We start from the raw sequence: 23,030 nt of genomic DNA on the forward strand, positions 1-23,030 counted from the left end.
CGGCGGAGCCGGTTCCACGGGAGCCCGCGTATTTCAAAGACTGGCGTCACCATGTACGAACTTCGTTTGCTTTGCCCACAGGACCGTGTCGAGGTGCTGGGGGATGCGCTGGATGCACTCGATGCCCTGAGCGTCAGCGTCGAGGACGCCGACGCCCAGACCGACGCCGAGCAGGCCCTGTTCGGCGAGCCGGGCATGCCGCCACCGGCTGATGGCTGGCAGCGCTCGCGCGTGCTGGCGCTCTTTTCCACGCGCGAAGCCGCCGACGAGGCTGCCACCCTGCTGCAAGCCCAGGACTTCTTCGCGGATTGCCGTGTGCTGGGCGTGGCCGAGGTGCCCGAACAGGACTGGGTGCGCCTGACGCAGTCGCAGTTCGCGCCTGTGGACATCACCCCCGAGTTCTGGATCGTGCCTACGTGGCACGAGCCGCCCGCGCAGGCCAAGACCATCATCCGGCTCGATCCGGGGCTGGCCTTCGGTACCGGTACCCATCCGACGACCCGCATGTGCCTGCGCTGGATTGCCCACCACGGCGCCCAGGGCCTGGGCCGTGTGCTGGACTATGGTTGCGGTTCGGGCATCCTGGCCATCGGCGCAGCCAAGTTCGGTGCCCGCGACATAGACGCCGTGGACATCGACGAGGCGGCCGTGGATTCGACCCGTCTGAACGCCGAGGCCAATGGCGTGACACTCCACGCCGGCCAGTCCGAGCTGGCCCAGGGCACCTACCAGACCGTGCTGGCCAATATCCTGGCCACGCCGCTCAAGGTGCTGGCGCCCTTGCTGTGTTCGCGTGTGGCGCCCGGTGGTGCCCTCGTGCTGGCAGGCATCCTGGAGCGCCAGGCCGAGGAGCTCCAGCTGGCCTACGCGCCGTATGCCGAACTCCGCGTGGCCGATGCCGAAGACGGCTGGATCCTGATGACCGCCACCCTCTGAGAACTCCGGTCCCGGGCTCTACAATCGAGCAGCCATGAGCCTGATCACACGCTGCCCCGCCTGCCAGACGATGTTCAAGGTCGTGCCGGACCAGTTGCGCATTTCCGAAGGCTGGGTGCGTTGCGGCAAGTGTGAGCAAATCTTCGACGCTTCGGCGCACATGCAGGAAGCGCTGGCGCCGCAAGGTGGCGCCGCAGACGTGCCAGACCGGGAGACCGTCCCCTTTGAAGGGGCCTTGGCCGCCGCCATTGCGTCCGACGCCCGCCGGGCGGGCAGCAAGACCGGAAAGAAGGCTAAAGCCGCGGCAGAGCCCGCCCCCCCGCCGGTAAGCCCCGACGTGGACCTGGAGCTGCACGAGCCTGCGGGCGATACGGTGCTGGAGCCGGTCTCCGGCCCCGGGCCGCTGCTCGACGGGCCGGCCTATGGGGCGGCGGGCCGGGCCGAGCCCGTGTTCGAGGGCGATGCGCAGCCTGTGCCACGTGCGTCGTCCAGCGCCGAGCTGTCCTTCATGCGCAACGCCTCCAGGACCTCGCGCTGGCACCGCCCCTTGGTGCGCGCCACGCTGCTGGTGGCCTGCCTGCTGCTGGGGCTGGGGTTGGCGCTGCAGGTCCTGATCCACGAACGGGACCGCCTGGCCGCCGTGGAACCCGGTCTCAAGCCGCTGATCGAGGAAGCCTGTCTGTTGCTGGATTGCCAGATCGAACCGCTGCGGCAGATCGAGTCGGTGGTGATCGACAGCTCTGCTTTCAGCAAGGTCAAGGGGGATCTGTACCGCCTCAGCCTGACGCTCAAGAACAATGCCCCGATCGATCTGGCGATGCCGGCGGTCGAGCTGGCGCTGACCGACACACTGGACCATGCCTTGATGCGGCGCGTGTTCCAGCCCGAGGAACTGGGCGTGAAAACGGGTGTGATCCCGGCCGCGTCCGAGACCCAGACCACGCTGGTGCTGACCATCAAGACCAATGGCGCCGGCGAGCGCGTGGCAGGTTACCGCCTGCTGGCCTTCTATCCCTGAACCCCACGACACCTCTTTATGGCAACTCTCATTTGCGGCTCCCTGGCCTTCGACACCATCATGAACTTCGAGGGCCGCTTCGCCGAGCAGATCCTGCCCGACCAGCTGCACATCCTCAATGTGTCCTTCCTGGTGCCGACCTTGCGGCGCGATTTCGGTGGTTGTGCCGGCAATATCGCCTACGCACTCAAGGTGCTGGGAGGCCAGCCGCTGCCGATGGCCACGGTGGGCAACGACGGCGCCGGTTATGTGCAGCGCCTGCGCGAGTTGGGCATCGACACTCGTCACGTCAAAGAGATCACCGAGACCTACACGGCGCAGGCCTTGATCATGACGGACCGCGACAACAACCAGATCACCGCGTTTCACCCCGGCGCCATGATGCAGGCACATGTCTCGCGCATCGAGCGTCACCCCGATGTGAAGCTGGGCATCATCTCGCCCGACGGTCGCGACGCCATGCTGCAGCACGCCGAGCAGTTCAAGGCTGCTGATATCCCCTTCGTCTTCGATCCGGGCCAGGGCCTGCCCATGTTCGACGGCAAGGACCTGGCGCATTTCGTCGAGCTGGCCAGCTGGGTCACGGTGAACGACTACGAGGGCAAGATGCTGTGCGAGCGCACGGGCTGCAGCCCGGCTGATATTTCGCGCAAGGTGCGTGGCCTGGTCATCACGCTGGGTCATGAAGGCAGCGAGGTCTGGGTCGATGGCCAGAAGACGCTGGTGCCTCCGGTGCAGGCGGCTGCCGTGGTGGACCCCACGGGTTGTGGCGATGCCTACCGCGGCGGCCTGCTCTATGGCCTGGAACGTGGCTGGACGCTGGCCAAGGCGGCCGAGCTCGGCAACCGCATGGGTTCGCACAAGATCGCGCACCGCGGTCCGCAGAACTACACCGTCGAGCCGAAGGCTTTCGGCGCCTGAGGTCTCAGGCCTCCGGGGTGGGCAACAGCGCTTGCCACCGGGCCTGTCCGGCGTAAGCGGCGGCCACCCGCAACTGCTTGCGCCGTGCTGTGGCGCCGCGCAGCAGCTCCACTGCTGATTTCGGGACCCCCAGCGTCTCGGCCAGCCAGGCCTGCAGCGCCAGATTGGCCTTGCCGTCCACCGGCAGTGCGTGCAGACGTACACGCAATGCGCCATCGTGCAGGCCCTGGATCTGCGTGCGGGCCGCATTGGGCATGACGTGCACATCCACGTGGACGGCGCCATCCTTCTGCAGATGGAGGAAAGACTGTGGAGGCAGATGGGGCTTCATTCAGCTTGCCAAAGAAAAAGCCCGCTGCCTTTGCAGGCAACGGGCTTGAGGCCTAGGCTGTCTTAGGGACGGCTGGCCGTGGGGAAGGGCCATGCGGCCTGCGGGTTCAGAGTCGTCTGAGCCGCAGGCGCCGCGGGGGCCGGTGCTGCAGCAGGTTTGGCAGCAGGCTTTTTCGCAGCTTTCTTCGCCGGCTTTTTGGCGGCCTTTTTCGCAGCGGGCTTTTTGGCAGCCGGTTTCTTGGCAGCCTTCTTCGCTACTTTCTTCGCGGCCTTCTTGGCGGCGGGCTTCTTGGCAGCAGCCTTTTTCGCAGCCGGCTTCTTTGCAGCAGCCTTCTTGGCGGCAGGCTTCTTCGCTGCGGATTTCTTCGCAGCCGGCTTCTTAGCCGCGGCCTTCTTGGCCGGAGCCTTCTTGGCAGCGGCCTTCTTGGCCGGAGCCTTCTTCGCTGCAGCTTTACGGGCCGGGGCCTTCTTTGCTGCTACCTTCTTCTTCGCGGGGGCTTTTTTAGCCGCTTTCTTTGCAGTTGCCATTACTAATTCTCCTTGATCAAGTTACAAAGAGCACTTCATGCGTGTTGGATGCATGGAGCGATTCATGAGGCTGGGGTAGACCCCAACGCCATGAACGGGGTGACACAGGCTGGCGCCGCTCTCTGAGGAGCGATCAACAGCCGGTGTGATTCTGGAAGCCATAGATTGATTTTTTCAGTCCCAGGAGAGCGCGCCACCGGACTGGTACTCGATGACACGGGTCTCGAAGAAGTTGCGTTCCTTCTTCAGGTCGATCATCTCGCTCATCCAGGGGAAGGGATTCTCTTCATTGGGGAACAGCGCTTCCAGGCCGATCTGCGTGGCGCGCCGGTTGGCGATGTAGCGCAGGTAGCCCTTGAACATGGAGGCGTTCATGCCCAGCACGCCGCGCGGCATGGTGTCCTCGGCGTAGCGGTATTCGAGCTCGACAGCCTTCTCGAACAGGGCCTTGATTTCGGCCTTGAACTCGGGCGTCCACAGCTGCGGGTTCTCCAGCTTGATCGTGTTGATCAGGTCGATGCCGAAGTTGCAGTGCATGGACTCGTCGCGCAGGATGTACTGGTACTGCTCGGCGGCACCCGTCATCTTGTTCTGCCGGCCCAGCGCCAGGATCTGGGTGAAGCCGACGTAGAAGAACAGGCCTTCCATCAGGCAGGCGAAGACGATCAGGCTCTTGAGCAGGGTCTGGTCGGTTTCCAGCGTGCCGGTGTGGAAGTTGGGGTCCATGATCGCGTTGATGAACGGGAGCAGGAACTCGTCCTTGTCGCGGATGGACTGGACTTCCAGGTAGGCGCTGAAAATCTCGGATTCGTCCAGGCCCAGCGATTCCACGATGTACTGGTAGGCGTGGGTGTGGATGGCTTCTTCAAAAGCCTGGCGCAGCAGGAACTGGCGGCACTCGGGCGCCGTGATGTGGCGGTAGGTGCCCAGCACGATGTTGTTGGCGGCCAGCGAGTCGGCGGTGGTAAAGAAGCCGAGGTTGCGCTTGACGATGCGGCGTTCGTCCTCGGTCAGACCATTGGGGTCCTTCCATAGGGCGATGTCGCGGTTCATGTTCACTTCCTGCGGCATCCAGTGGTTGGCGCAGGTGGCCAGGTATTTTTCCCAGGCCCACTTGTACTTGAAGGGCACCAGCTGGTTGACGTCGGTCTGGCCGTTGATGATGCGTTTGTCGGCCGCCTTGATGCGTTGTGCCGCAGCGGACGTTGCGCTGGGGACCGGAGCGGCGGCGACAGGTGCCGCCGGGTGCTGCGCCATGCGCAGCTGGGGAGTTTGCAAGGGAAGCTCAGTCGGGCGACTGCTCGCAGCAGCGCCGGCATAAGACATTGACGATGTGGGCTTGACTTCTTCGTCCCAGGACAACATAGGAGGTTCCAATCAGCGAATTATGGGAGCGACGACGTGAAATGGAAAGTATTCATTCACATCGCCGCCCGATTCTGTTGCTCAATAACATCGCAGGCATGAAGGCTCTGCAACATGCGGGCTGCGATCACTGGCAGGCTTCGCAACCCGGGTCATCGATCGCGCAGAACTTGATGTCGGTGGCGGCCGTGGCCATCTGTGCCTGTGCTGCAGCTGCAGCTGCGTCGAGGGCGCTCATGCCACCGCTCGCCGCGCCGCCGGAGGAGACCGCGTTGAGTCGGCCGGCCGTCACGGTGGATTTCTCGGCGTGCGTGGCCGACATCGTGCGCAGGTAGTAGGTGGTCTTGAGACCGCGCAGCCAGGCCAGCTTGTAGGTGTCGTCCAGCTTCTTGCCCGAGGCACCGGCCATGTAGATGTTGAGCGACTGGGCTTGGTCGATCCACTTCTGGCGGCGTGCGGCAGCCTCCACCAGCCAGAGTGTTTCGACTTCGAAGGCCGTGGCGTAGAGGGACTTGATCTCCTGCGGCACGCGGTCGATGGGGGCCAGCGAGCCGTCGAAATGCTTGAGGTCCATGACCATCACGTCGTCCCACAGGCCCAGTCGCTTGAGGTCGCGCACCAGGTAGCTGTTGATGACGGTGAACTCGCCCGACAGGTTGGACTTGACCGACAGGTTGCCGAAGCAGGGTTCGATCGAGGCGTCCACACCGATGATGTTGGAGATGGTCGCGGTCGGTGCAATGGCCACGCAGTTGGAGTTGCGCATGCCGTCGCGGGCGATCTTCTTGCGCAGGGCGTCCCAGTCCAGGGTGGCCGAGCGGTCGACCTCCACATAACCGCCGCGGGCTTTGGCCAGCAGGTCCAGCGTGTCCAGCGGCAGGACACCCTGGTCCCACAACGAGCCCTTGTAGCTGGAGTACTGGCCGCGCTCGCGAGCCAGCTCGGTCGAAGCCCAGTAGGCGTGGTAGCAGACGGCCTCCATGGACTGGTCGGCGAATTCCACGGCGGCCTGGCTGGCATAGGGGATGCGCAGTTCGTACAGCGCGTCCTGGAAGCCCATGATGCCCAGGCCGACGGGGCGGTGGCGCAGGTTGGAGTCGCGCGCCTTCTTGACGGCGTAGTAGTTGATGTCGATCACGTTGTCCAGCATGCGCATGGCGGTGGACACGGTTTTCTTGAGCTTTTCCTGGTCGATGGCGCCGTTCTTGAGGTGCTGGCGCAGGTTGACCGAGCCCAGGTTGCAGACGGCGGTCTCGGTGTCGCTGGTGTTGAGCGTGATCTCGGTGCACAGGTTGGACGAGTGCACCACGCCGGCGTGCTGCTGCGGCGAGCGCACATTGCAGGCGTCCTTGAAGGTGATCCAGGGGTGGCCGGTCTCGAACAGCATCGAGAGCATCTTGCGCCACAGGTCGGTGGCCGGCACCGTCTTGCTGGGCTTGATTTCGCCGCGCTTGGCCTTTTCTTCGTAGACCACATAGGCCTGCTCGAAGGCGGCGCCAAAGAGGTCGTGCAGGTCCGGCACATCGGAAGGCGAGAACAGGGTCCACTCGCCCTTTTCCATGACCCGGCGCATGAACAGGTCGGGGATCCAGTTGGCCGTGTTCATGTCGTGCGTGCGGCGGCGGTCGTCGCCGGTGTTCTTGCGCAGCTCCAGGAACTCCTCGATGTCCAGGTGCCAGGTCTCCAGGTAGGTGCAGACCGCGCCCTTGCGCTTGCCGCCCTGGTTCACGGCCACGGCGGTGTCGTTCACGACCTTGAGGAAGGGCACGACGCCCTGCGACTCGCCGTTGGTGCCCTTGATGTGGCTGCCCAGGGCGCGCACGCGCGTCCAGTCATTGCCCAGGCCGCCGGCGAATTTGGACAGCAGGGCGTTTTCCTTGATGGACTCGTAGATGCCGTCCAGGTCGTCGGGTACGGTGGTCAGGTAGCAGCTGGAGAGCTGCGAACGCAGCGTGCCGGCGTTGAACAGGGTGGGCGTGGACGACATGAAGTCGAAGGAGGACAGTACTTCATAGAACTCGATGGCACGTGCTTCGCGGTCGATCTCGCCCAGCGAGAGGCCCATGGCCACGCGCATGAAGAAGGCTTGCGGCAGTTCGATACGGCTCTTGCGCACGTGCAGGAAATAACGGTCGTACAGGGTCTGCAGGCCCAGGTAGTCGAACTGCAGGTCGCGGTCGGCCTTGAGGGCGGCGCCCAGGCGCTTGAGGTCGAACTGCAGCATGTCGGGGTTGAGCAGCTCGTTGTCCACACCCTTCTTGATGAAGTCGGGGAAGTACTCTGCATACGCTTGGCCCATGCCGGCTTGCGGCACGTCGCGGCCCAGCACCTCGCGGGCGATGGTGTGGAAGAGCAGGCGCGCGGTGGCGTAGGTGTAGTCCGGATCTTTCTCGATCAGGGTGCGGGCGGCCAGGATGGCGGCCTTGAAGACCTCGTCGATCGGCACGCCGTCGTACAGGTTGCGCATGGTCTCGGCGACGATGGGATCGGGCTTGATGTCGGCACCCAGGCCGGCGCAGGCGTTCTCGATCAGCTGCTGCAGGCTGCCCAAGTCCAGCGAGACGCGCTGGCCGCCATCGATCACATGCAACTGGGGCGCTTTCGGTGCGGCCTGGGCGGATTGCTGGGCGCGTTCCTGGGTACGGCGCTCGCGATACAGCACGTAGGCGCGGGCAATCTCGTGGTGGCCGCCGCGCATCAGGCCCAGTTCGACCTGGTCCTGCACGTCTTCAATATGGAAGGTGCCGCCGCCCGGGCGCGAGCGCATGAGTGCGCGCACGACGTTCTGCGTCAGGGCGTCCACCACCTCGCGCACGCTGGCCGAAGCGGCGCCCTGGGTGCCGTGCACGGCCAGGAAGGCTTTCATCATGGCCACGGCGATCTTGCTTGGCTCGAAGGGCACGACGGCGCCGTTGCGGCGGATGATCTGGTAGTTGTTCAGGGGGGTGGCGGCCGTGTTTTCCTGGGTTTGCATGGTCAGGACACCGGTGTGCAGAGGGGGGGTGGCGGGGTTCAGAGCGGTTTGCATTATTTCCTCGTCGTCAGCAAATCTGTTGTTGGTTCTTGGGGGCCGTATTCTGGCTCGCGATACGATCTGTTGGAGAAAAGCACTGCGAGCAGAAAGCACTATATATGGTGTGTCTGGTGAATACAAGCCACTACAGGTAGTGTAGCGTCGGGCATACAGCGCAGGGCGTATCCGACGCAAAAAAAGCGGCCGTCGCTGGCTGCGGAAACAGTGAGCGGGACATTCAGCGCTGGCGCGCCGCGCCGCTTGAAGTCACGTCATTTCCAGTTCGAAGGCCAGCAGGCATGCGGCACGGCAGCGGATTTTCCGTGCCAGCCCGCATGCCGTCTGCACGGCCGATTTTCCGGGGGTGTGATGCGTGGTCGGTGCGCCGTCGCCGGGTGGTCCGACTCAGGTGGTCGCTTCGGGAAAATACTGAGACGGCCAGCCCAAGGCCTGCTGCAGCACGGCCCACTGGAAGCCGGGGCCGGGGTCGGCCTTGCGACCGGGGGCCACGTGTTCGTGTCCGGCGATGTGTTGCACCGGGTAGCGCTGGCCCAGGGCGGCGCACAGGCTGCCCAGGGTTTCGTATTGCCCGGCCTCGAAAGACTCGCCTTCCAGGCCTTCGAGTTCGATGCCGATCGAGTCATCGTTGCAGTTGTCGCGACCGCGGTAGCAGGAGACGCCGGCATGCCAGGCGCGATCGTCGCAGCTGACGAACTGCCAGAGTTCGCCGTTGCGGCGGATGTAGAAATGCGAGGAGACCTGCATGCCCTCGATGCTCTTGAAATAAGGGTGGGCGTTCCAGTCCAGCGCATTGGTGAACAGGCGCTGCACTTCGTCGCCGCCATACTGGCCCGGCGGCAGGCTGATGGAGTGGATCAGCAGCAGGTCCACGGCGGCATCTGTGGGACGCGGCCCGAAGTTGGGCGAGTCCAGCCGGCGCGCAAAGCGGTACCAGCCGCCATCCCACAGGCGGTTGCGTTCCGGGGCGGGATGCTTGCTCATGCGCCGGGGTCATTGCCCTGCGGCGTGTCGATGTTCAGGCGCGCGATCCGGTAGCGGATCTGGCGCAGGCTCAGGCCCAGCTTGGCTGCTGCTGCCGTGCGGTTGAACCCGGTTTCCTGCAGGGCCTTGACCAGGATCTCGCGCTCCTGGCGGTCCAGGTGGCCTTGCAGGTCGGCGGGCAACTCCGGGCGCTCCAGAGTGGTCGGGGCCAGGCTGGGCGGCAGCACCCCCGGAAGGGTGGGCGCCAGGTCCAAGGCGGTCGGGTCCAGGATGGCCGGTGTGGTGTCAAGGCTGTCGAAACTCAATTCACCACCGTCGCTCAGCGCCACGGCGCGGTGCAGCAGGTTTTCCAGCTCGCGCACATTGCCGGTCAGCGGGTGCTTGGCCAGCTGGACCAGCGTCTCGGGCAGCAGGCGGGGCAGGGGCAGGCCTGACTCCTGGCTGATGCGCCTGAGCAGGGCGTCGCACAGCACGGGCAGGTCCTCGCGGCGCTCGCGCAGCGGGGGGATGTCGATCTCGATCACATTGAGACGGTAGTACAGGTCCTGGCGGAAACGCCCTTCCTGCACCTCGCGCGCCAGATGCTTGTGCGTGGCACTGACGACGCGCACGTCCACGGTCTCTTCCTGCGTGCCGCCGACCGGGCGCACGCAGCGCTCCTGGATGGCGCGCAGCAGCTTGGATTGCATGGACAGCGGCAGGTCGCCGATTTCATCCAGGAACAGGGTACCGCCGCGCGCGGCCTGGAAATAACCGTCGCGGTCCTGGTTGGCGCCGGTGTAGGCGCCCTTGCGTACGCCGAAGAACTCGGTTTCGAGCAGGTTTTCCGGGATGGCGCTGCAGTTCACCGCCACGATCGGGCCGCCGGCCCGATGGCTGTTGGCGTGCAGGGCCAGTGCCGTCAGCTCCTTGCCTGTGCCGGACTCACCGCAGATCAGCACCGGGGCCATGCTGCGTGCCACTTTGAGGATGCGTTCGCGTACCTGGCGGATGGCGGGCGAGCTGCCTACCAGGCGCTGCAGTGCCGCTTCTCCTGCGGGGGGCTGGGCTGTGGTGCGCGGTGCGGTCACCGCGGCGGGAGGGGGCGGGGGCGCGACCCGGGGGGTGAGAGCATCCTGGACGGCCGAGGCGATGACGGTACGGAACTGTTTCAGGTCAACCGGCTTGGTCAGGTAGTCGAAGGCACCGGCCTTGAGCGATTCCACTGCGTTTTCCGCCGAGCCATAGGCCGTGATGACCACACAACGCTCGCCGCGCTGTTGGGCGCGCAGGCGCTGGAGCAATTCGATGCCCAGGCCGTCGGGCAGGCGCATGTCGGTGATCAACACCTCGTAGCGGTGCTCCTGGAGATGCTTCCAGGCGTCGGCCAGGGTTTCCGCCACGTCGACGTGGTAACCCTCGCGCAGCAGGGTCAGCTCGTAGAGCGTGCGCAGGTCGGGTTCGTCATCCACGACCAGGATGTGCGCCGGGGAAGCGGGGGCGTGGTTGCTCATGAGGTGTCTGGCGTTCTGGCGGCCGGCGACGGGACGGCCGCCAGGCGCAGGGTGATGAAGAATTCGTTGCCGTCCATCAGGGTATCCCGGGCGATGCGACGGGCGCGGTGGTAGCCGATGGCGGCGCCATGCCCTTCGCACAATTCACGGCAAATATACAGGCCCAGACCGCTGGAGCGGCTTTCCGACGAGAAGAAGGGTTCGAACAGATGCTGCTCCACCGAAGGCTCCATGGGCGGGCCGTCACTCCAGACGGCCAGCAGGGCTTGCCCGCTGGCGTCGGCACGGGCATGCACCTGGATCGCATCAGGCAACTGGCGGGCATAGCGGCTCGCATTGTCCAGCAGGTTGACCAGCACACGACGCAGGTGCTCGGGATCGAAGTGCACCGGCAACGGTTGCGGCGCCAGGTGCAGGGCGAGCATGGTGCTGTTGCCGGTCTGCTGCGCCCAGTCCTGGCCGATGCGCTGCACGGAGGGGGTCAGCTCCAGGACGCGGGACTCGAAGGCGGTGGCCTGCTTGCCGGCACGCGAGATGTTGAGCACGTCGTCGACGATACGGTCCAGGCGCTTGGCGTTCTGGCGGATCATCTGGGTCAGACGCATGTGCCGGGGGTCGTGGATTTCCTCTTCGAGCAGGGCATTGGCCTGGGCGATGGCGGCCAGGGGGTTGCGGATCTCGTGCGCCACGGCGGCCGACATGCGGCCCATGCTGGCCAGCTTCTCGGTGCGCATGCGCGCTTCCATCTCGCGCAGGTCCTGCAGGAACATGACACACAGGATTTCGGACTCACCCCAGTGGGCCGTGGTCATGCGGGTGCGCACGCGCATGCGCCGGTTGCCCTGTTCGAGATGCTCGATGCCGATGTCGGCGTGGTGAAAGTCACCTCGGCCGGTGAAGACCTGGAAGGCCAGTTCGGCCAGCGCCTGCCAGCCGGGTTCGTCGGCCAGGCTGAAGGGCGTGTGCCTGATCGGACGGTCATCAGCTTGCAGCATCTGGCGTGCCGCGGGGTTGGCTGCATGCACGGTGCCGCGCACGTCCACCACCAGGATGCCGTCGGTAAGCGCTTCGATCACCAGGTCGTTGACCTGCTGCTGGATGCGCATGGCGTGCTGGCTGCGTCGGGCGCGCTGCTGTTCGCTGGCCAGTCGCGCCGACAGCTGGTGGGCCAGGAAGGCGATCACGAAGCTGCCCGCGCCGGTGAGTGCCGCCTGGATGAAAAGAGGCGTGGCGTCCCCCGGGCCGCGCAGTGCCTGCCAGGTGCTGTGCAGCAGCAGCAGCAGCGTCACGCCGGCGGCCGTGCCCATGGCCAGGGTCAGGGAGCCCAGCACGGCGGCCTGCAGCACCGGCAGGGCGTACAGGGGGGTGTAGTTGATGCTGCTGCCATGCAGCAGATGCAGGGCCGTGAAGACCAGCACGTCCACGCCGATGCTGGACAGCCAGGACTGGTCGAAGGTATGGCCCATGCGGCGCGGGCGCGGTGCCACACGCACCATCAGTGTGGCCATGAAATAAGCGCCGCAGAGCAGTGCCAGCCAGGCGTTAGGCGCCTGGCCCAGGGTGTACAGGGTTGCCTGCAGCAGCAGGAGCACCAGGCCCAGCATGACGCGGGCTGTCATGAAGCCCAGCCACAGCCGCTTGAATTCCTGCTGTTCTTCGGGCGCTTCCAGCCGCTCGTCCAGCAGCGACGGGCCGAACCAGGAGTGCTCGCTGTCGCGCTGCGATGTCATCAGGGCTCCGCGAGCTGCCGGTGTTCGCTGCTGCAGTACAGGCCGATGCGTCCCACGATGGCATCGCCATGGGGCAGGTGCACGCCGCAGTGGGCGCAGCGCACCATCTCCTGCGGGCCGGGTGGTGCTGGGGGGGCGGCCTGGTCGGAGCGTTGCTCGCTGCGGCGGCCCGAGCGCCAGAGCCAGACAACCAGTAACACGATGGCCAGGAAGAGCAGGAACTTCATGCGGTGCTGCGCCCCAGGACGATCTCGAGCACGAAACGCGAGCCCACGTAGGCCAGTAGCAGCAAGCCGGCACCCGTAAACAGCAGGCGAGCCGCCCGCCAGCCGCGCCAGCCAAAGCGTGCGCGGCCGATCAGCAGCACGGCAAAGACCGCCCAGGACAGCACGGAGAACACCGTCTTGTGGCTCCATTTCCAGGCCGTGCCATAGAGCTGTTCGTCGAAGAGCAGGCCGGCCAGCAGCGTGGCCGACAGCAGCACGAAACCGGCACCGACGAAGCGGAAGGTCAGGCGCTCCAGTGTCAGCAACGGCAGCCCGCTGTCGGTCTCGGCTGCATGGCGGATGCGTGTCTCGGCGCGCAGCATCAGCAGGGCGTGCACCACGGCAACGGCAAAGAGACCGTAGGAGGCGATGCCCAGCGCCCAGTGCAGCGGCAGCCAGGCCGAGGCGCTGGCCTGCAGGGGCTGGCCGGGGTAGAGCAGGGCCAGCAGCACGGCGCCGGCGCCCAGGATGGAGAGCGCCCAGCGGGTCTGCAATTGCGGATAAAGCTGGCTTTCGATGGCATAGACGGCAGCAACCAGCCAGACCGTGACCGAGAGCGCCGGCGCGAAACCGAAGCGGGGACTGTCCCCCAGCAGGCTCCAACCCAGCAGCAGGCCGTGCGCCAGCCAGGCCAGCAGCACGGCGCGGCGTGCTGCCATGGGGGACAGGCGAGCCGCGGCCGGGGCGGCATAGGCCGCGGCGGCCAGTAAGGCCAGGGCCATGCCGGTGGGGGAGGCACTGGGTAAAATCATCATGGTTACAGTTTAGCCCCTTGCCAATCGCCGGTTGGCGTCCCGTTCCTTCTTGCCCACCGGAATACCGCCATGGCCTCCGCCCTCACCGACAAACTCAGCCGCCTGGTCAAGGAAATCCGCGGTCAGGCCCGCATCACCGAATCCAACGTGGCCGACATGCTGCGCGAGGTGCGCATGGCCCTGCTGGAGGCCGACGTGGCCTTGCCCGTGGTGCGCGACTTCATCGCCCGCGTCAAGGAGCAGGCTCTGGGCCAGGCCGTCATGGGCTCGCTCACGCCTGGCCAGGCGCTGGTGGGCATTGTCAACCGTGAACTCGCCGCCACCATGGGCGAGGGTGTGTCCGACATCAACCTGGCGGCGCAACCGCCGGCGGTGATCCTGATGGCCGGTCTGCAGGGCGCCGGCAAGACCACCACCACGGCCAAGCTGGCCCGCCACCTGATCGAGAAGCGCAAGAAGAAGGTGCTGACCGTCTCGGGCGACGTCTACCGCCCGGCCGCCATCGAGCAGCTCAAGACCGTGACCGCCCAGGCCGGGGCCGAGTGGTTCCCCAGCACGCCGGAGCAGAAGCCCGCCGACATCGCACGTGCCGCGCTGGACTACGCGAAGAAGCACTTCTTCGACGTGCTGCTGGTCGACACGGCCGGCCGCCTGGCCATTGACGAAGCCTTGATGAAGGAAATCCGCGAGCTGCACGCGGTGCTCAATCCGGTGGAGACCCTGTTCGTGGTCGACGCCATGCAGGGCCAGGACGCGATCAACACCGCACGGGCCTTCAAGGAAGCCCTGCCGCTGACCGGCATCATCCTGACCAAGACCGATGGCGATTCACGCGGCGGCGCGGCCCTCTCGGTGCGCGCCGTCACCGGTGTGCCCATCAAGTTCGCAGGCACCAGCGAAAAGCTCGACGGCCTGGAGGTCTTCGACGCCCAGCGCCATGCCGGCCGCGTGCTGGGCATGGGCGACATCGTGGCCCTGGTCGAGCAGGTCACGGCGGGGGTGGACATGGAGGCCGCGCAGAAACTGGCCGCCAAGGTCAAGAGCGGCGCCGGTTTCGATCTCAATGATTTTCTGGCCCAGCTGCAGCAGATGAAGCAGATGGGCGGCCTCTCCAGCCTGATGGACAAGCTGCCCGCGCAGATGGCGGCCAAGGCCGGCCAGGTGGATGCTGACCGGGTCGAGAAGGACCTGCGACGCAAGGAAGGCATCATCAACAGCATGACCAGGCTGGAGCGCCGCAAGCCCGAACTCATCAAGGCCACGCGCAAGCGCCGCATCGCCGCCGGCGCGGGTGTGCAGGTTCAGGATGTCAACCGCATGCTCAAGGAATTCGAGCAGATGCAGGAGATGATGAAGAAGATGAAGGGCGGCGGCATGATGAAACTCATGAAGCGTATGGGGGGCATGAAAGGCATGCCCAAGCCCTTCTAGGCTGCAACGGTCAGCACCTCACCGCGCAGGCTGTAGTGCAAGGCCTCGGTGATGTTCACGTCGAGCATCTGGCCAATCAGTCGTCTGGGGGCCTTGAAGTTCACCACCCGGTTGCATTCTGTCCGGCCCATCAGTTCCTCCGCGTCCCGTCTGGACGGCCCTTCCACGAGGATGCGCTGTACCGTGCCCAGGCGGCTGGCGCTGATGCGCTTGAGATTGGCCTCGATCGCTGCCTGGAGCAGCTGCAGGCGCCTGAGCTTGACCTCGTGCGGCGTATCGTCGTGCAGGTTGGCCGCGGGAGTGCCGGGGCGCGGGCTGAAGATGAAACTGAAGGAGTTGTCGAAGCCCACGTCCTCGATCAGCTTCATCATCCTGCTGAAATCGTCATCGGTCTCACCCGGAAAGCCGACGATGAAGTCGCTGCTGATGGATATGTCGGGGCGGATGGCGCGCAGCTTGCGCACCGTGCTTTTGTATTCCATCGCCGTGTAGCCACGCTTCATGGCCATCAGGATGCGGTCGCTGCCGTGCTGCACCGGCAGGTGCAGGTGGCTGACCAGCTTCGGGCATTTCTCGTACGCGGCGATCAGTGAGGGCGTGAACTCGTTGGGATGGCTGGTGGTGTAGCGGATGCGCTCGATGCCGGGGATTTCGGCCACGTACTCGATCAGCGTGGCGAAGTCGGCCATCTCCACGGCGCTCGTGACGTTCGAAACCTTGCCGCTCATGGGCGCTCGCCAGGCGTTGACGTTCTGCCCCAGCAGGTTGACTTCCCTGACCCCCTGGTCGGCCAGGCCGGCGATTTCCACCAGCACGTCCTCGAAGGGGCGGCTCACTTCCTCGCCGCGGGTATAGGGCACGACGCAGTAGCTGCAGTACTTGGAGCATCCCTCCATGATGCTGACAAAGGCGGTGACGCCTTCCACCTTGGCCGGGGGCAGGTGGTCGAATTTCTCAATCTCGGGGAAGCTGATGTCCACCTGCGGGCGGTTCTGAGACTCGCGTGCGTTCAGCAGTTCGGGCAGGCGGTGCAGGGTCTGGGGGCCGAAAACCACATCCACATACGGTGCACGGCGGATGATCTCGGCACCTTCCTGGCTGGCCACGCAGCCGCCCACGCCGATCTTCACGCCTTTCTTTTTCAGGTGCTGCACGCGGCCGAGATCGGAGAACACCTTTTCCTGTGCTTTTTCGCGTACCGAACAGGTGTTGAAGAGGATGAGGTCGGCCTCTTCCACGTCCTGCGTCGGTTCATAACCCTGGGCGGCGCCCAGCACGTCGGCCATCTTGTCCGAGTCGTACTCGTTCATCTGACAACCGAAGGTCTTGATGAAAACTTTTTTGCTCATGGTGCGTTCCTGAAACCGATTGTCCCGATGGAAAGCCTGGCAGCGGCCACCAGGGTTTGCCGCGGCGGGCAGAGAGAAGGGGTCAGTACTGTGTGGCGCCCGGCTGGGCTATTGCGGCAGCAGCAGCCTCGCCGGCCGTGAGGACCCAGACCTCGTGCACCAGCCCCAGCGGGTCGCGCGTGTAGCGCACCACCAGCTCCTGTCCCAGCAGTGCCCCGGAGACGACCAGCAGGTTGTTGCGGTCGCGGATGCGCGCACCGGGTGCGAGCCGTGCCGGCTGGCCGTCCATCAGGACATCGGGCGGCGCCATCACCCGCAGCACGCCGCGCTGGGCCTTGGCGGAGATGGGCGGGATGCGCTGGGGATCGGCCATCTGGGCCGAAGCGCCGCCGGAGATAAGGGCCGCACCGAGGGCGAAGGCAAAACCGATGGCCCGGAAGCGGGGCGAGACTGACGGTAGACAGCGGTTCATGGTGTTTATCCAGAGGCTGAGGGTTGAACTGAGGCTTGCCAACTATAACGACGATCGGGGCGCTGGTTTGGTCGGCAGCAAGCAGCAAAAAACCCGCAGAGCGTGAGCGCGTGCGGGTTCCGGATATTCTGGTGGTGATAGGTGGATTTGAACCACCGACATCAGCATTATGAATGCTGCGCTCTAACCAACTGAGCTATATCACCAACGGGGCAAATTATACCGTTTTTTGCCGGCTCAGCAATTGCGGAAGGCGGGCTTGCGCTTGCCGACAAAGGCGTCCATGCCCTCCTTCTGGTCGGCCGTGGCGAACAAGGCGTGGAAGAGGCGGCGCTCGAACATGATGCCATCGTTGAGCGAGCCCTCGAAGGCCCGGTTCACGGCTTCCTTGGCCGCCATCACAGCCACCTGCGAGTAGTCGCAGATCATCAGGGCGGCGGCCAGGGTTTCGTCCATCAGCTTGTCCAGTGCCACCACGCGACTGACCAGGCCAGCGCGTTCGGCCTCGGTGGCGTCCATCATGCGGCCGGTCAGCGTCATGTCCATGGCCTTGGCCTTGCCCACGGCACGTGGCAGACGCTGCGTGCCGCCGGCGCCGGGGATCACGCCCAGCTTGATTTCGGGTTGGCCGAAGCGGGCGTTGTCGGCGGCGATGATGAAGTCGCACATCATGGCCATTTCGCAGCCGCCGCCCAGGGCAAAACCGCTGACGGCGGCAATCACCGGCTTGCGGATGCTGCGCAGGGTCTCCCAGTTGCGCGTGATGTAGTCGCCTTTGTAGACATCGGCGAAGCTGTAGCTGGCCATGGCCCCGATGTCGGCACCGGCGGCAAAGGCCTTTTCGCTGCCGGTGATGACCATGCAGCCGATGGCGGTGTCGGCATCAAAGGCCTTGAGCGCGGCTCCCAGTTCGTCCATCAGCTGGTCGTTCAGCGCGTTGAGCTGCTTGGGACGGTTCAGGGTGATGATGCCGACCTTGCCGGCTTCGGTGCGTACCTGGATCATTTCGTAAGTCATGCGGGTCTCCGTTGAAATCAGTTGCTCCATCATGCCGCCCAAAACGCGCGACGTATGAAAGGGCTTCATTCGCGGGCACCCGTGGAACCGGCTTGGCCGGGCCACTGGGTGCGCCCCCTTGAGGGGGTAGGTGGCCCCAGGGCCACCACGGGGGTGCTTCAAGTTTGCAGGAACATGCGATAGGCCGGGTTGCGGGTTTCCTCTACGTAGGCGTAACCCAGCGTTTCGAGGAATTTGGCAAAGGCCTTGTCGTCGGCCTTGGGCACCTGGATGCCCACCAGGATGCGGCCATAGTCGGCGCCCTGGTTGCGGTAATGGAAGAGGCTGATGTTCCAGCCCGGACGCATCAGGCTCAGGAATTTGAGCAGGGCGCCGGGGCGTTCGGGGAAGATGAAGCGCAACAGGCGCTCATCCCTGGCCAGCGCTGAATGACCGCCCACCATGTGGCGGATGTGCTCCTGGGCCAGATCGTCATGCGTGAGGTCCAGCGCAGGAAATCCGTGGCGCTTGAAGTTGGTCGCGATCTTGGTGCTCTCGTCGCGGGTTGACGTGGACAGCCCGACGAAGACGTGAGCCTTGCGCTCGTCGCTGATGCGGTAGCTGAACTCGGTCACGTTATGGGGCCCACCGGGTAGGGTGCCGATCAGTTCGCAGAAACGGCGGAAGCTGCCGCGTTCCTCGGGGATGGTCACGGCGAACAGGGCCTCGCGCTCCTCGCCCACCTCGGCGCGTTCGGCCACGAAGCGCAGGCGGTCGAAGTTCATGTTGGCGCCGCACAGGATGGCGGCATAGGTCTCGCCCCTGGTCTTGTGCTTGGCCACGTATTGCTTGATGGCGGCCACGGCCAGGGCACCGGCAGGCTCCACGATGGAGCGGGTGTCGACAAAGACGTCCTTGATGGCCGCACAGACGGCGTCGGTGTCGACCTCGATGTAATCGTCCACCAGCTTGCGGGTCAGGCGGAAGGTCTCCTTGCCCACCAGCTTGACGGCGGTGCCGTCGGAGAACAGGCCCACGTCCTGCAGGGTGACGCGCTTGCCCGCGCGCACCGACTGGATCATGGCGTTAGAGTCGTTCATCTGCACCCCGATGACCTTGATCTCCGGACGCACGGCCTTGATATAGGCCGCCACACCGCTGATCAGCCCACCGCCACCGATGGCCACAAATACGGCATCGAGCGGGCCCTGGTGCTGGCGCAGCATCTCCATGGCGATGGTGCCCTGGCCAGCGATCACGTCCGGATCATCAAAGGGATGAACGAAGGTCAGCCCCTGCTTCTTCTGTAGGGTCAGGGAATGGTTGTAAGCATCGGAATAGCTGTCGCCTTGCAGCACCACCTCTCCGCCCAGCGCCTTGACGGCGTCGATCTTGAGCTGTGGCGTGGTCGTGGGCATCACGATCACGGCGCGCGTGCCCAGTCGATTCGCACCCAGCGCCACGCCCTGGGCATGGTTGCCGGCCGAGGCACAGATCACGCCCTTCTTCAGCTGTTCCGGCGTCAGATGCGCCATCTTGTTGTAGGCGCCGCGCAGCTTGAAACTGAACACCGCCTGCTGGTCCTCGCGCTTGAGCAGCACCTTGTTGTGCAGGCGACGGCTCAGGGCCTTGGCGGGTTCGAAAGGGGACTCGACGGCCACGTCGTAGACGCGCGCGGTCAGGATTTTTTTCAGGTAATCAGCGGGCTGCAGAGGTCTTGTTTTCATGAGGGCTGGCGGTGTGGGGATAATTTGCGCCAGACCCCCATTTTGACAAGGAACAGAACATGGAATGCACAGTCAGCTGGACCGGCGCCACCGGCGCACGCTCCAACATGGGTTTTGTAGCCGAAACCGGCAGCGGCCACGTGCTGGTGATGGACGGCGCGCCCGATGCGGCCAAGCCCGAAAACGGCGGCCAGAACCTGGCCCCGCGGCCCATGGAAACTGTGCTGGCCGGCACTGGCGGCTGCACAGCCTACGACGTGGTGCTCATTCTCAAGCGCGGCCGCCACGAGGTGCGCGGCTGCAGCGTCAAGCTCAGCAGCGAGCGGGCCACCGAAGACCCCAAGGTCTTCACCAAGATCCACATGCACTTCACCGTCACCGGACTAGGCATCCCGGCCGCCGCCGTGGAACGTGCCATCAAGATGAGCCACGACAAGTACTGTTCGGCCAGCATCATGCTGGGCAAGACGGCCGAGATCACGACCAGTTTCGACGTCTTGGAGATTTGATCGGCGTCGGAGACCCGGGTTTGTCTCAGATGTAGTGGGCGGTGGTGGTCATCACCTTGGCGGCGGTGCGCATGAGTTCTTTCACCGGGCCGGGCAGTTCCGCTGCCCCGGCTTTCTGCGCGTCCACGGCGTGGTTCACCTCGTCGGCAGCCATCTGCGCCACGATGGCGCGCGAAGTCTGGTCTCCTGCGGGCAGCCGGTTCATATGGCTCATCAGATGGGCTTCCACCTGGCGCTCGGTTTCCACCACAAACCCCAGGCTGACCGCATTCCCCAGGCGCCCGGCCAGCAGGCCGATGCCGAAGGCGCCGGCGTACCAGAGCGGGTTGAGCAGCGAGGCGCGTGACCCCAGTTCGTCCAGGCGCTGCTTGGTCCAGGCCAGGTGATCGGTCTCTTCGGCGCAGGCGCGCGTGAAGTGCGCGCGCAGGGCGGGGCTGGGTGTGGTCAGAGCCTGCGCGGTGTAGAGCGCCTGTGCACAGACCTCGCCCACGTGGTTCACACGCATCAATGCGGCCGAAAGGCGCTTGTCTTCGCTGGTCAACTCCCCGTCCGGGGTGGCCGGTCGAGGTGTGGGATGTGTGGCCCGAGGCGGGGCAAACAGTGTGCGCAGGGCCGTGTCGGCAGCGCGGAGCAGGGCGTCGGTGGGCATGGTCATGGATGAATTGTCCCGAATTTAGCCACGGGCTACCTTGGCTTGGCTCAACAAGGCTTCGATCAGCGGCCTGTAGGGCGTGGCCTCTGGCGGCGGCCCATCGGCTTGGGCAGCGGCGTGACGCAGCCGGCCCAGCTCCTCCAGCACGGCTTCGAGTAGCGGGGGCTCCAGCAGGTAGAACCCGACCCGGTTGTGGTTCAGTACGGCCACGGGCCGGCCTTCGGCCTGGCGCAGCACGGCGGCCGGGTTCTTCTTGAATTGGGACATGCTCACGGCCCGATCAACCAGCAAAGTTTGCATAAAAGGCTCTTTTATTGGCGCTAAGTTTGGAGCTTAATGGATGGGGGAGAGGCTAGGCCCCATCGGTATTGCCTGTTGTTTGTGCAATGTTGCAGGGTCACAACGAAACCTGGGGCGAATCGGGAGGACTCGGGGGTTTTCCTTTGACCCGGCTATCGGGCTCTGGTGCAATACATCCAACTTCCTTGTTAGAGGAGGTTGGCCCGGGGATCCGGAAACTCCCTTCGGGACCCCTTGTTAAACCTTTGGAGAACTTTCAATATGAAAAAGACCCTGATTGCCGTGGCCGCCCTGGCTGCCACCAGCGCTTTCGCCCAGAACGTGACCGTCTCCGGTACCCTGGACGCCACCTATCGTTCGAGCAAGACCGAAACCACTGCTGGCACCACGGTTAACAGCACGCGTATCAGCAAGGACGGCATCGGCACGACCGGTTTCACCCTGTCCGGTTTGGAAGATCTGGGCGGCGGTCTGAAGGCTGACTTCCTGTTGGAAACCAACTTCAACACGGCCGACACCGCCACCGAAGGCAGCGGCGGCACCTACGGCACCGGCCAGTCCTTCGTCGGCCTGTCGGGCTCCTTCGGTTCCGTCAAGCTGGGCGCTCCGAACTCCCCCACCCTGACCGTCCAGGGTGCTCGTGGCGCCAGCTTCAACACCAAGGACGCCGGCCGCGTCTCTCTGGGTGCTGGTGGCTACTCCACCCTGATGGGCCTGTCCGTGACCCGCTTCGACAGCTCGATCGCCTACACCTCGCCGAACTTCTCCGGCTTCAGCTTCGTTCTGTTGTACTCGCCCAAGTCTGACGACGGCGCCACCCCCGTTGCTGGCGCCCTGTCCGACGTCGGCCTGTTCTATGCCAACGGCCCCATCGCTGCTGGCGTGAGCAAGTTCGCCCGCGAAATCGGTAGTGGTGGTACTGCTGGTGGCAGTGGTAACGCTGGTACCTCTACCGCAGTTGTTGGCTCCAAGAATGACCTGACCAGCTACTATGTGTCGTACGACTTCCAGTTCGCCAAGTTCACCCTGGGTGGTCACAGCTACAAGGCTACCGACGCGACTGGTACGGACACGGCTGATAACGCCGGCATGAACCTGGCTGCCGATGTGCCGCTGTCTCCCGCCCTGACCCTGTCGGCCAACATCCAGAAGCTGGACGACAAGCTCGTCGGCAACGTCGACTCGACCATGACGGGCCTGGGTGTGCAGTACGCTCTGAGCAAGCGTTCGACCACCTACGCACGCTACATCGTCGAGAAGGCCGACAACGCCGGCGCCGCTGTTGTCAAGGACACCAGCCGCCTGCTGGTCGGCCTGCGCCACAACTTCTGATCTGACGCTGGCGCAAGCCAGCTGAAGGTAAGAGTCAAGAACCCTGTCGCGGCAACGTGGCAGGGTTTTTTTATGGGATGGTTGATTTTTAATGGACAGGACTCAGCTTTTGATGCAATCGAAATACAAACGGGGAGCAGTGACCCTGGGGGTATTTCCTGCGCTCGGTGCAATAGCCTTGATGCTGCTGGGCTTGACGGCCTGCAGCTCAACGACATCCTCGCTTGAGCGGGCCTCAAGCGAGTCACAGGCCTTTTATGGCTGGCAGCACATGCCACTGCCGGGCAAGGCGGCCACAGCTTATCTGCCCGTGCACGTTGCCGGGCGGGAGGCCATGGAAGTACAGGCCCTGTCCTCGGCCAGTCTCTTGCGGCGCAAGCTGGGCATCGCGCCTGAGGATCTGGGGCAGATCCGTTTTTCGTGGCAGGTGCCGGCACTGATGCCGACGGCAGACCTGGCGCGGCGTGACCGTGCGGATTCTGTGGTCCGAGTGGTCTTGAGCTTTGATGGTGACCGGTCCAGCTTATCCACCCGTGACCACATGCTGTCAGAACTGGTCCAGTTGATGACGGGCGAAGCGTTACCCTATGCGACGCTGATGTACGTCTGGTGCCCGACGCGCGAAGCCGGCAGTGTCATCACCAACCCGCGTACGGACCGTATCCGCAAGCTGGTGGTGGAGTCCGGCCCGGCACGGTTGAACCAGTGGCTGGATTATGAGCGCGATATACGTGCAGATTACCGCCAGGTGTTTGGCGAAGAGCCCGGCCGGTTGATCGGCGTGGCCATCATGACCGACAGCGACAACACGCAATCACAGGCGCGTGCCTGGTACGGCCCGGTGGAGCTGGATGGCGCCGTGCTGGCGCGCCATCCCTAGGGCATGACAGTGCCGGGGCTGCGTC

22 protein-coding genes and 1 tRNA gene are annotated in these 23,030 nt (G+C 64.8%); 7 read left to right on the forward strand and 16 right to left on the reverse strand.

The window, feature by feature from the left end:
* The first annotated feature begins 51 nt into the window (after positions 1–51).
* Genes prmA through AC1RRP_RS06895 form a run of 3 tightly spaced genes read left to right on the forward strand, consistent with a single transcriptional unit; the run spans position 52 to position 2,875 of the window.
* Positions 52–936 carry a 50S ribosomal protein L11 methyltransferase gene (gene prmA, locus AC1RRP_RS06885; RefSeq protein WP_493034518.1) on the forward strand — a complete coding sequence of 295 codons (885 nt, stop codon included), beginning with the start codon at positions 52–54 and terminating at the stop codon, positions 934–936.
* A gap of 34 nt (positions 937–970) precedes the next feature.
* Entirely contained in the window at positions 971–1,954 is a 984-nt protein-coding gene (locus AC1RRP_RS06890; protein ID WP_493034520.1) for a DUF3426 domain-containing protein, read from the forward strand.
* A gap of 18 nt (positions 1,955–1,972) precedes the next feature.
* A complete protein-coding gene (locus AC1RRP_RS06895; protein WP_493034522.1) occupies positions 1,973–2,875 on the forward strand; it encodes a carbohydrate kinase family protein in 903 nt (300 codons plus the stop codon).
* Between the two features lie 4 nt (positions 2,876–2,879).
* Here the strand turns inward: AC1RRP_RS06895 and AC1RRP_RS06900 are convergent, their stop codons facing one another.
* From AC1RRP_RS06900 to AC1RRP_RS06940, 9 genes are all read right to left on the reverse strand, one after another.
* Positions 2,880–3,206 (reverse strand): DUF167 domain-containing protein, encoded by a 327-nt coding sequence (locus AC1RRP_RS06900; RefSeq protein WP_493034524.1) that lies wholly within the window; start codon positions 3,204–3,206, stop codon positions 2,880–2,882.
* A 62-nt stretch (positions 3,207–3,268) separates the two neighbouring features.
* Positions 3,269–3,733: a histone H1-like DNA-binding protein gene (locus tag AC1RRP_RS06905; RefSeq protein ID WP_082605357.1), complete on the reverse strand. Its 465-nt coding sequence runs from the start codon at positions 3,731–3,733 to the stop codon at positions 3,269–3,271.
* Positions 3,734–3,907: 174 nt separating this feature from the next.
* A complete protein-coding gene (locus AC1RRP_RS06910) occupies positions 3,908–5,098 on the reverse strand; it encodes a ribonucleotide-diphosphate reductase subunit beta (RefSeq protein ID WP_493034526.1) in 1,191 nt (396 codons plus the stop codon).
* A gap of 127 nt (positions 5,099–5,225) precedes the next feature.
* On the reverse strand, positions 5,226–8,126 hold the full coding sequence (locus tag AC1RRP_RS06915) for a ribonucleoside-diphosphate reductase subunit alpha (protein ID WP_493034528.1): 2,901 nt from the start codon (positions 8,124–8,126) through the stop codon (positions 5,226–5,228).
* 390 nt (positions 8,127–8,516) lie between these two features.
* Positions 8,517–9,113: a 1,6-anhydro-N-acetylmuramyl-L-alanine amidase AmpD gene (ampD, locus tag AC1RRP_RS06920; protein WP_493034530.1), complete on the reverse strand. Its 597-nt coding sequence runs from the start codon at positions 9,111–9,113 to the stop codon at positions 8,517–8,519.
* Positions 9,110–10,606 carry a sigma-54-dependent transcriptional regulator gene (locus AC1RRP_RS06925; protein WP_493034532.1) on the reverse strand — a complete coding sequence of 499 codons (1,497 nt, stop codon included), beginning with the start codon at positions 10,604–10,606 and terminating at the stop codon, positions 9,110–9,112. The genes ampD and AC1RRP_RS06925 overlap by 4 nt, the downstream gene beginning before the upstream one ends.
* A complete protein-coding gene (locus AC1RRP_RS06930) occupies positions 10,603–12,336 on the reverse strand; it encodes a two-component system sensor histidine kinase NtrB (protein ID WP_493034534.1) in 1,734 nt (577 codons plus the stop codon). Before AC1RRP_RS06930 ends, AC1RRP_RS06925 begins: the two co-directional genes overlap by 4 nt.
* Positions 12,336–12,563 carry a PP0621 family protein gene (locus AC1RRP_RS06935; protein ID WP_493034536.1) on the reverse strand — a complete coding sequence of 76 codons (228 nt, stop codon included), beginning with the start codon at positions 12,561–12,563 and terminating at the stop codon, positions 12,336–12,338. Before AC1RRP_RS06935 ends, AC1RRP_RS06930 begins: the two co-directional genes overlap by 1 nt.
* The gene (locus AC1RRP_RS06940; protein ID WP_493034899.1) at positions 12,560–13,354 is read right to left on the reverse strand and encodes a cytochrome C assembly family protein; all 795 of its coding nucleotides are present in this window, start codon (positions 13,352–13,354) and stop codon (positions 12,560–12,562) included. The genes AC1RRP_RS06935 and AC1RRP_RS06940 overlap by 4 nt, the downstream gene beginning before the upstream one ends.
* 72 nt (positions 13,355–13,426) lie before the next feature.
* Between AC1RRP_RS06940 and ffh the strand changes: the two genes are divergently transcribed.
* Entirely contained in the window at positions 13,427–14,788 is a 1,362-nt protein-coding gene (ffh, locus tag AC1RRP_RS06945; RefSeq protein ID WP_493034538.1) for a signal recognition particle protein, read from the forward strand.
* Here the strand turns inward: ffh and miaB are convergent.
* The 5 genes from miaB to ilvA form a co-directional block, all read right to left on the reverse strand.
* Positions 14,785–16,137, reverse strand: coding sequence for a tRNA (N6-isopentenyl adenosine(37)-C2)-methylthiotransferase MiaB (miaB, locus tag AC1RRP_RS06950; protein ID WP_493034540.1), 1,353 nt, complete (start codon positions 16,135–16,137; stop codon positions 14,785–14,787). The two genes, ffh and miaB, sit on opposite strands and share 4 nt — an antisense overlap.
* A gap of 82 nt (positions 16,138–16,219) precedes the next feature.
* On the reverse strand, positions 16,220–16,609 hold the full coding sequence (locus AC1RRP_RS06955; RefSeq protein WP_493034542.1) for a hypothetical protein: 390 nt from the start codon (positions 16,607–16,609) through the stop codon (positions 16,220–16,222).
* Between the two features lie 129 nt (positions 16,610–16,738).
* Positions 16,739–16,815, reverse strand: a tRNA-Met gene (locus tag AC1RRP_RS06960).
* A gap of 31 nt (positions 16,816–16,846) precedes the next feature.
* Positions 16,847–17,626: an enoyl-CoA hydratase gene (locus AC1RRP_RS06965; RefSeq protein ID WP_493034544.1), complete on the reverse strand. Its 780-nt coding sequence runs from the start codon at positions 17,624–17,626 to the stop codon at positions 16,847–16,849.
* Between the two features lie 158 nt (positions 17,627–17,784).
* The gene (ilvA, locus tag AC1RRP_RS06970) at positions 17,785–19,332 is read right to left on the reverse strand and encodes a threonine ammonia-lyase, biosynthetic (RefSeq protein WP_493034546.1); all 1,548 of its coding nucleotides are present in this window, start codon (positions 19,330–19,332) and stop codon (positions 17,785–17,787) included.
* A gap of 59 nt (positions 19,333–19,391) precedes the next feature.
* On the opposite strand from ilvA, the gene AC1RRP_RS06975 reads away from it, so the two are divergent.
* Entirely contained in the window at positions 19,392–19,841 is a 450-nt protein-coding gene (locus tag AC1RRP_RS06975; protein WP_493034548.1) for an OsmC family protein, read from the forward strand.
* 25 nt (positions 19,842–19,866) lie between these two features.
* Here the strand turns inward: AC1RRP_RS06975 and coq7 are convergent, their stop codons facing one another.
* Together coq7 and AC1RRP_RS06985 are read right to left on the reverse strand one after the other, a co-directional pair.
* Positions 19,867–20,496 carry a 2-polyprenyl-3-methyl-6-methoxy-1,4-benzoquinone monooxygenase gene (gene coq7 / locus AC1RRP_RS06980; protein ID WP_493034550.1) on the reverse strand — a complete coding sequence of 210 codons (630 nt, stop codon included), beginning with the start codon at positions 20,494–20,496 and terminating at the stop codon, positions 19,867–19,869.
* Positions 20,497–20,514: 18 nt separating this feature from the next.
* Positions 20,515–20,760 (reverse strand): hypothetical protein, encoded by a 246-nt coding sequence (locus AC1RRP_RS06985; RefSeq protein WP_493034901.1) that lies wholly within the window; start codon positions 20,758–20,760, stop codon positions 20,515–20,517.
* 294 nt (positions 20,761–21,054) lie between these two features.
* On the opposite strand from AC1RRP_RS06985, the gene AC1RRP_RS06990 reads away from it, so the two are divergent.
* Both AC1RRP_RS06990 and AC1RRP_RS06995 read left to right on the forward strand, forming a co-directional pair.
* The gene (locus AC1RRP_RS06990; RefSeq protein WP_493034552.1) at positions 21,055–22,125 is read left to right on the forward strand and encodes a porin; all 1,071 of its coding nucleotides are present in this window, start codon (positions 21,055–21,057) and stop codon (positions 22,123–22,125) included.
* A gap of 112 nt (positions 22,126–22,237) precedes the next feature.
* The gene (locus tag AC1RRP_RS06995) at positions 22,238–23,005 is read left to right on the forward strand and encodes a DUF3047 domain-containing protein (RefSeq protein ID WP_493034554.1); all 768 of its coding nucleotides are present in this window, start codon (positions 22,238–22,240) and stop codon (positions 23,003–23,005) included.
* Positions 23,006–23,030 lie beyond the last annotated feature (25 nt).

The organism is Hylemonella sp. GW821-FHT12C09 (assembly GCF_058807395.1).

Bases quoted from the DNA above. Each gene is read 5' to 3' on its own strand.
- ffh (WP_493034538.1), top strand. From the start codon at position 13,427: ATGGCCTCCGCCCTCACCGACAAACTCAGCCGCCTGGTCAAGGAAATC.
- AC1RRP_RS06940 (WP_493034899.1), bottom strand. From the start codon at position 13,354: ATGATTTTACCCAGTGCCTCCCCCACCGGCATGGCCCTGGCCTTACTG.
- AC1RRP_RS06915 (WP_493034528.1), bottom strand. From the start codon at position 8,126: ATGCAAACCGCTCTGAACCCCGCCACCCCCCCTCTGCACACCGGTGTC.
- coq7 (WP_493034550.1), bottom strand. From the start codon at position 20,496: ATGACCATGCCCACCGACGCCCTGCTCCGCGCTGCCGACACGGCCCTG.
- AC1RRP_RS06935 (WP_493034536.1), bottom strand. From the start codon at position 12,563: ATGAAGTTCCTGCTCTTCCTGGCCATCGTGTTACTGGTTGTCTGGCTC.
- AC1RRP_RS06890 (WP_493034520.1), top strand. From the start codon at position 971: ATGAGCCTGATCACACGCTGCCCCGCCTGCCAGACGATGTTCAAGGTC.
- AC1RRP_RS06925 (WP_493034532.1), bottom strand. From the start codon at position 10,606: ATGAGCAACCACGCCCCCGCTTCCCCGGCGCACATCCTGGTCGTGGAT.
- prmA (WP_493034518.1), top strand. From the start codon at position 52: ATGTACGAACTTCGTTTGCTTTGCCCACAGGACCGTGTCGAGGTGCTG.
- AC1RRP_RS06955 (WP_493034542.1), bottom strand. From the start codon at position 16,609: ATGAACCGCTGTCTACCGTCAGTCTCGCCCCGCTTCCGGGCCATCGGT.
- AC1RRP_RS06985 (WP_493034901.1), bottom strand. From the start codon at position 20,760: ATGTCCCAATTCAAGAAGAACCCGGCCGCCGTGCTGCGCCAGGCCGAA.
- AC1RRP_RS06965 (WP_493034544.1), bottom strand. From the start codon at position 17,626: ATGACTTACGAAATGATCCAGGTACGCACCGAAGCCGGCAAGGTCGGC.
- miaB (WP_493034540.1), bottom strand. From the start codon at position 16,137: ATGAGCAAAAAAGTTTTCATCAAGACCTTCGGTTGTCAGATGAACGAG.
- AC1RRP_RS06910 (WP_493034526.1), bottom strand. From the start codon at position 5,098: ATGTTGTCCTGGGACGAAGAAGTCAAGCCCACATCGTCAATGTCTTAT.
- AC1RRP_RS06895 (WP_493034522.1), top strand. From the start codon at position 1,973: ATGGCAACTCTCATTTGCGGCTCCCTGGCCTTCGACACCATCATGAAC.
- ilvA (WP_493034546.1), bottom strand. From the start codon at position 19,332: ATGAAAACAAGACCTCTGCAGCCCGCTGATTACCTGAAAAAAATCCTG.
- ampD (WP_493034530.1), bottom strand. From the start codon at position 9,113: ATGAGCAAGCATCCCGCCCCGGAACGCAACCGCCTGTGGGATGGCGGC.
- AC1RRP_RS06930 (WP_493034534.1), bottom strand. From the start codon at position 12,336: ATGACATCGCAGCGCGACAGCGAGCACTCCTGGTTCGGCCCGTCGCTG.
- AC1RRP_RS06990 (WP_493034552.1), top strand. From the start codon at position 21,055: ATGAAAAAGACCCTGATTGCCGTGGCCGCCCTGGCTGCCACCAGCGCT.
- AC1RRP_RS06975 (WP_493034548.1), top strand. From the start codon at position 19,392: ATGGAATGCACAGTCAGCTGGACCGGCGCCACCGGCGCACGCTCCAAC.
- AC1RRP_RS06900 (WP_493034524.1), bottom strand. From the start codon at position 3,206: ATGAAGCCCCATCTGCCTCCACAGTCTTTCCTCCATCTGCAGAAGGAT.
- AC1RRP_RS06995 (WP_493034554.1), top strand. From the start codon at position 22,238: ATGCAATCGAAATACAAACGGGGAGCAGTGACCCTGGGGGTATTTCCT.
- AC1RRP_RS06905 (WP_082605357.1), bottom strand. From the start codon at position 3,733: ATGGCAACTGCAAAGAAAGCGGCTAAAAAAGCCCCCGCGAAGAAGAAG.